Here is a 6,546-nt window from a genome sequence, read left to right as displayed (position 1 = left end):
AAGTCTCTGAAGGGCCGTTGAAGACTACAACGTTGATAGGCAAGATGTGGAAGTGGTGTGAGCCATTAAGCTAACTTGTACTAATTACCCGTGAGGCTTAACCATACAACGCCAAACGCGTTTTATGCGACAGTTTAGACAGAAGTTAATATAACTAAAGTAGATATTACTTAAGAAAGACTTAAAAAATATTATCAGATATTTTCCAAATTCAGTTAGTGCGTAGCGATACGGATTAACGCCCAAATTTGCTTGGTGACAATAGCGTTTTGGACCCACCTGATTCCATGCCGAACTCAGTAGTGAAACGAAACAGCGCCGATGATAGTGTAGCATTTGCTATGTGAAAGTAGGACATTACCAGGCTTCAAATTGTAGAAAGCCCGAATATAACGATTCGGGCTTTTTTACGTCTGCAGAAAAGTAAAATACGTGCAATTAATGCGCACTCACATCAACACGCATCACGTAGGTCGGGCGAGCGCAGCGATTCCTGACGCTAAAATCACTGTAAGTACCCCCTTATAACGCTTAAACTTCAATTCTAACCTTACGATATAGCTTAATATTTTCACTAAATTCTCAATAAATCAGACCCTGATTACAGAGTCCCACGTTTCTTCTCATTTTGTTGCAATTTCATTCTTGGTTTAATAAGTGACCTGTGTAAAACTACCTGAGTTAATTTAGTAAATCAGGTGACATGAATGTCGAATATTAAAGCTTGGAAACTTATAAGCCTGTTTTGTTTGTTCGCAGTGCTTATGGGTTGTCAATCGAAAGAAGAGCAGCTGCAACAAACAATTCAAGAGTCTATTAAAAAGGTAGATACGGAGCTGTCTCAGCTTGGTACTGCACTCGATAATGGAAGTGTACGTAATGCTGTGTTACTTAAAGAATATGGCGAGCTTCTTAAAAAACAACAACCAGAGCTTACAAAAGTTGTTGATGTAATTACCCTTGATGCAACGCGCCAAGGCGCACTTTATAGTGGCTTAACACAGCGACTTAAAGATATTAAAGGAACTTACTTAATTCCTCCTTACGAAGATACGTTACATAGCATTGATTTGTTGCGTGATGCATCTAAACCTACGCTATTTTCTGATGCGTTAACCGATCCTATCAATATGCTAGCTGATATGTCGAAAGGCACTTTAGCGCGTGTAGGCGCAATTAGTAAGCAAGCTGAAGGTGAGGGTGTTGGTAACCAAATGGTAGGTAACCCTAACTATGGTAACTGGCAATCAAATAGTAACGGTATTAGCTTTTGGCAATGGTACGGAATGTACCGTATTTTAGGTGATGTATTTGATCGTGTTGAATATGGAAGCTGGAGTAAGCGCCGAAAGTATAGCTATTACAATGACTATGGCCGCTCGCGTTATTCAAGCCCTAAACAAATTAAAACCCAAAGCGCTTTAGAAACACGCACGCGCCAAACATACCAACGCCAAGGTAAGCAGTTTACAAGCCCTTATGCGAGTAAAAAAACAGGTGCATCAGGTTTAAGCCGTAGTAGTTATACGCCAGCAAAAAGCCGCAGTAGTTATTCTCGTTCGAGCAGTTATAGCAATAGCTCAGGATCGGTGCGTGATAGCGGTAGCAGAACCTCTCGTGGCGTGAGCCGTGGTAAGTAAAAGAATAAAGTTGGAGTTAGAATAATATGTATGAATTTAATGGAATAACTATGTGGTCACTGCAAGCGCTGGCGATTGATTTTGCAATTATTGTTTTATTATTTGTAAGCCTTAAATATATAAAAGGCTGGGTTTCAAACTTACATGCAAATGATGAAATAACAGAGCGTGATAACTTTGCTTTTGGTATTAGCTTTGCCGCTGGCTTAGTGGCACTGGCGATTGTATTAACGGGTGTAAGTAGCGGAGCTTTTGCTGCAACACTGCAACAAGAAGCACTACAAATGTTAGCTTATGGCGCATTAGCAATTGTACTGATTAAGTTGGGTCACTTTTTTCAAGATAAAGTAGCTCTTCGTAAAGTAAGCCTGCACGACGAAATCGTTAAAGGTAACGTTACGGCTTCAATAATTGATTTTGGTCATGTTGTCAGTGTTGCTATCGTTATTCGCTCAGCTCTTTTATGGGTGGCTACTGACGGCTGGCATGGTCTTCCAATTGTAATTGCCGCCTTTATTATAGGTAGTGTTGTATTACTACTTGTTAGCCAGTACCGAGTGCAGTTATTTAAACGTACAAATAAAAGTGGCGACTGCCTACAACAAGCAATTGTTGATGGTAACTTAGCTGTGGGTATTCGTTACGCTGGATTTTTAGTAGGTAGTGCATTAGCTATTACAGCAGCAACGGGTGTTGCACCTTACGCGGCTGATAATATTAATGCGAGTTTACTATACTGGGCTATTAGCGCAGTAGTGAGCCTTGTTGCATTTATTATTTTGCACTTAGTGACAATTAAAATAATTTTATCTGGTTGCGATATTTCCGATGAAGTTAATCGTCAAAAAAATGTAGGTGTAGCTACTATTTCTGCAGCAGTATCATTTGCTGTAGGTATCACTATGGCAACATTACTAGGCGCATAATCAGTGTCATCAACCAACACTCCCCCAAGTAAGTCTCGCTTACTTGGGCACGATATACTACTTATTACTGTTATGGCCGTGCTTGCTGGGTGCGGCCTTATTTATGAATACTTACTGTCTCATTATGCGGGCCGTGTACTTGGCTCAGTAGAGAGCGCTATTTACGCCATGATTGGTACTATGATTGTAGCAATGGGCTTAGGCGCTTTTTTAGCGCGTTGGTTTAAAGATGCATTTACCGCTTTTGCTTGGTTAGAAAGCATTATTGCTTTGGTTGGCATGGGCTGCATTTTAGCGATAGCGGGTGTAATAGCAGTTAGTTATTCTCTTCCTCATTTATTTTCGAGCATTTTTAATTTACCCCCTGATGTTGTACTTAATGGTTACGTATTTCAAAAGCTACAAGAGTGGTCACGTTTTCTACCTTATGTTTTTGGTTTAATACTGGGCTTATTTATTGGTATGGAAATACCGCTTATAGCGCGCATTCGTCAGCACGTTTATGGCCGTTTTTTAGAAAACAACGCAGGGACTATTTATGGTGCCGATTATATTGGTGCTGGTATTGGTGCAGCCATTTGGGTAAGTATCATGCTCTCAATGCCTATAATGCAAGCTGCAGCGTGGACGGCGTTATTTAATATCATCGCAGGACTCGCGTTTTTATGGCGCTACCATACCCATGTGCGCTTTGCTAAGGCACTTTTAGTTTGCCATATAGTATTACTGGCATTATTTGGCTTTATTTTAGTATTTGGCAGTAGCTGGATGAACAATCTAAGTAATGTTTTATACAAAGATAAAGTAATTTATTCGCAAGCAACTAAATACCAACACGTAGTTTTAACCGAAAGATTAAGCAAAAACCAACCTCAGCCAATTACCGATTTATATTTAAATGGGCGTTTACAGTTCTCAAGTATTGATGAGCAAATATATCACTCAATGCTGGTTTACCCTGCAATGCTTGCCTCTAACAGACACGACCGTGTATTAATAATTGGTGGTGGTGACGGGCTTGCACTTAGAGATGTTTTAAAGTGGCCTGTAAGTGAAGTAACGCTAATAGATTTAGACGCGCAACTACTCAATTTATTTGGTCATAAAGACGGTGACTTTACGCCGCCAGAGCACATCAATAAGCGATTACTACAACTAAACAATAAATCGATGCATGACTCGCGAGCCAACATAATTGTGGGTGATGCATTTTTAGAAGTTGAAAAGCTACTTGACCAATCTAAGCAGTTCGACACCATTTTAATTGATTTACCTGACCCTAATCATCCTGATCTAAATAAAATGTACAGTGACTACTTTTATAATCATGTACGGCAGTTATTAGCACCGGATGGCGCAATGGCGGTTCAATCAACCTCACCTTATCACGCTAAAAAAGCGTTTTTAAGCATTGCAAAAACAGTTAAAGCGGCTGGATTTGAGTATGTTGAGCAGTATCAGCAAAACATACCTTCTTTTGGGCAGTGGGGCTGGACTATAGCGACTAAAATGGGGCAGTCGGCCAGTGGTCGTATTAATGATACGACGGCTATGCCTGTGCCATCAAGGTGGATTAGTAAAGAATATTTATTGGCAAGTTTTGTATTTCCTAACCACTACTTTGAACAAGTTAAAAGTATTGAGGTCAATAGGTTAGGGTCTGGTCAGTTGTATGATTACTACCGAACTGCATGGCAAATAGAAAGCGAATTGTATAAAAACTAATAAAACATGGTTGACATAATATGTCGGCCATGAGAATCTTAACTCAGACATAATATGTCAAACGACAAAAGGCAGAGACATGGAATTAAATGAACTTTCAATAAAATTAGCTTCTTTTGAAACTGAAGGCGCTAACTTTGAGTCTTTCTTGATTGCCAACCCAGGCGAGCAAGATGTTTTACAAGTCATTGTTGATGGAAATGATGAACTTCCAATTTTTGTTACACAAACGCAAGAGCAGTTGTTATGTATTAGCTACTTGTTTGACGAAGATGAAGTTAAGAGTGAATTACGCAACGAGTTAAACGAAACATTACTACGTTTAAACGTGCCAATTCCACTGAGTGCATTTGCTAAAATCGATAACAAATACGCGATTTTTGGTGCACTGTCGGTAAATTCATCATTGGATGACGTTACCCACGAACTAGTGACATTAGCCGATAACGCTATCGATGCACTAGAAGCCGTGACCTTGTATTTAAACGATTAATAGCTAGTTAGTGGAGTTAAGATTATGAGTATTTTAAAAAAATTATTTACAGCAGTACGTGGCGGCGCTCGTGAAGCAGGCGAAGCAATTGTAGACAAAAATGGCATCCGTATTTTTGAGCAAGAAATTGCAGACGCGCAAAATGCACTTCACCGTGCTAAAAAAAGCCTTACTGAAGTAATGGCCAAAGAAATGCAAACTAAGCGTAAAATTAGCGCTGTAGATGCATCAATCGCTGAACATGAAGCGTATGCAGGCCAAGCTCTTGAAAAGGGCAACGAAGCGTTAGCATTAGAAATTGCAGAAAAAATTGGTGACTTTGAAGCTGAAAAAGCGGAAAACGAGCAAGTATTGTCTGGCTTTAGCAATCACATTGTTGCGCTTAAGCAGCAAGTTAAAGATGCTGAAAAATCGATTAAAGAAAATCAGCGTCAGCTTACAATGGTTAAAACCACTGAAAGCGTACAGCAAGCAACAATGGCTGTTAATAGCACGCTTAATACAAACAGCTCGTCTATGACATCGGCTCGTCAATCGCTTGAACGCATTAAACAGCGCCAACAAGATCGAAGTGACCAGCTTGGTGCTGCAAAGCAACTTGAGTCAGACGTAAATGGCGATGACTTAAAAGCAAAAATGGCTGAAGCAGGCATTGGCGACACAAGTCCAAAAAGCGCTGATATTTTAGCTCGCATCAAAGCGAAACAAAATAGCTAACCATTACGTTTATACTTTAAAAAGGTAACCGAGTTTTTCTCAGTTACCTTTTTTGCTTAGAAGGCAGCCTTCCTATGTTTAATTTTTTCAAATCTAAAAAAGAGCCAGAACGTCAACTTAATCATCCGAGCGATCTTAAAAAAGGCGACATGTTTAGCGTTATTGACTCATTTGCCTATCCTGCATGGTTAAAGGGTGAAACGTTACGTGTTACTGATATTCAGACTTACCAATATCAGCACAGTAGTGATACTGAATTTGTACTTGAGACAAATAGCGGCCAAGTTGTATTTTTACAAATTGAGCAAGATGACGGCGAAGAGTGGGCTAACTTTTCTATTAAAATTCAGCGAAACGAAGTTGAAGAAATATTTAGCCTTGATGAGTTTGCGCGTATTTTTGATGAAGAGTCGTTAACCCACATTACAGTGCAAAATACACCAGAGCGCTTTATGCAGTTTTTAGCTAAAAGCTATCAACAAAGCGAGTCGCCTTATGTGTGTTATTTCCATAATAAAGACTACCGCAACCAAGCATTACCTCGTTATGAGCAAGAAGGTGGCGAGCCATGTGAAATGATTTGCTTAGCGTCAGATAATGAAGGCTTTGGTTTAAATATCGAAATTTGGGATGGCGGCGAAACCGAAGTATCGCTAACGCTCATGCGTCCAATGTCAGACATTGTAGACTTGTTTCCCGGAGATGCTAAGTGAGTGATGCTAAAGATAAGTGGTTACGTCAGGAACAAGCTGTACGTGCCACACAAATGGCATTCGATCTAAGCAGCGAAGTTCAAAAGCTGATAAAAAAGCAGGCAATTGATCAAGAGCTAACGCCGTCAGATATGATCCGAAAAATACTTGGCTTAGACGTAAAGTCTAAAAAAACGCGTCAACGTTTATCGTTTAACTTAAATGATGATGAAATAGCGCAACTAGCCAGTCGCTTTGATGTACAAAGCGATGATAAGCGAGCCGTAAAGCAACAAGTAGCTGATTTATTAATAGCTCACACTAAAAATAAAAAAGTGAAATAATTTAATTAG

At 39.7% G+C, this 6,546-nt stretch carries 7 protein-coding genes and 2 rRNA genes; all 9 read left to right on the top strand.

Annotated elements, in window-relative coordinates; translation table 11 throughout:
• A 23S ribosomal RNA gene (locus tag QL995_RS12035) occupies positions 1-105 on the top strand; the annotation flags it as partial.
• Between the two features lie 146 nt (positions 106-251).
• Positions 252-366 (top strand): 5S ribosomal RNA (gene rrf, locus QL995_RS12030).
• Between the two features lie 341 nt (positions 367-707).
• Complete coding sequence (locus QL995_RS12025) at positions 708-1,640, top strand: hypothetical protein (RefSeq protein WP_007579759.1); 933 nt, start codon at positions 708-710, stop codon at positions 1,638-1,640.
• Positions 1,641-1,666: 26 nt separating this feature from the next.
• Positions 1,667-2,566 carry a DUF350 domain-containing protein gene (locus QL995_RS12020; RefSeq protein ID WP_024589503.1) on the top strand — a complete coding sequence of 300 codons (900 nt, stop codon included), beginning with the start codon at positions 1,667-1,669 and terminating at the stop codon, positions 2,564-2,566.
• Positions 2,567-2,569: 3 nt separating this feature from the next.
• Positions 2,570-4,291 (top strand): polyamine aminopropyltransferase, encoded by a 1,722-nt coding sequence (locus QL995_RS12015; RefSeq protein WP_010554826.1) that lies wholly within the window; start codon positions 2,570-2,572, stop codon positions 4,289-4,291.
• Positions 4,292-4,370: 79 nt separating this feature from the next.
• Positions 4,371-4,784 carry a DUF2170 family protein gene (locus QL995_RS12010; protein ID WP_004335098.1) on the top strand — a complete coding sequence of 138 codons (414 nt, stop codon included), beginning with the start codon at positions 4,371-4,373 and terminating at the stop codon, positions 4,782-4,784.
• Positions 4,785-4,808: 24 nt separating this feature from the next.
• Positions 4,809-5,501: a PspA/IM30 family protein gene (locus QL995_RS12005; RefSeq protein WP_004335088.1), complete on the top strand. Its 693-nt coding sequence runs from the start codon at positions 4,809-4,811 to the stop codon at positions 5,499-5,501.
• Positions 5,502-5,575: 74 nt separating this feature from the next.
• Positions 5,576-6,214, top strand: a complete 639-nt coding sequence (locus tag QL995_RS12000; RefSeq protein WP_010554827.1) for a hypothetical protein — start codon at positions 5,576-5,578, stop codon at positions 6,212-6,214.
• Positions 6,211-6,537, top strand: coding sequence for a hypothetical protein (locus tag QL995_RS11995; RefSeq protein WP_010554828.1), 327 nt, complete (start codon positions 6,211-6,213; stop codon positions 6,535-6,537). Before QL995_RS12000 ends, QL995_RS11995 begins: the two co-directional genes overlap by 4 nt.
• The last annotated feature ends 9 nt before the right edge of the window (positions 6,538-6,546 follow it).

The organism is Pseudoalteromonas sp. APC 3358 (assembly GCF_030408075.1).
Lineage (GTDB): Bacteria > Pseudomonadota > Gammaproteobacteria > Enterobacterales > Alteromonadaceae > Pseudoalteromonas > Pseudoalteromonas arctica.
This window is presented reverse-complemented; position numbering and strand designations above follow the sequence as displayed.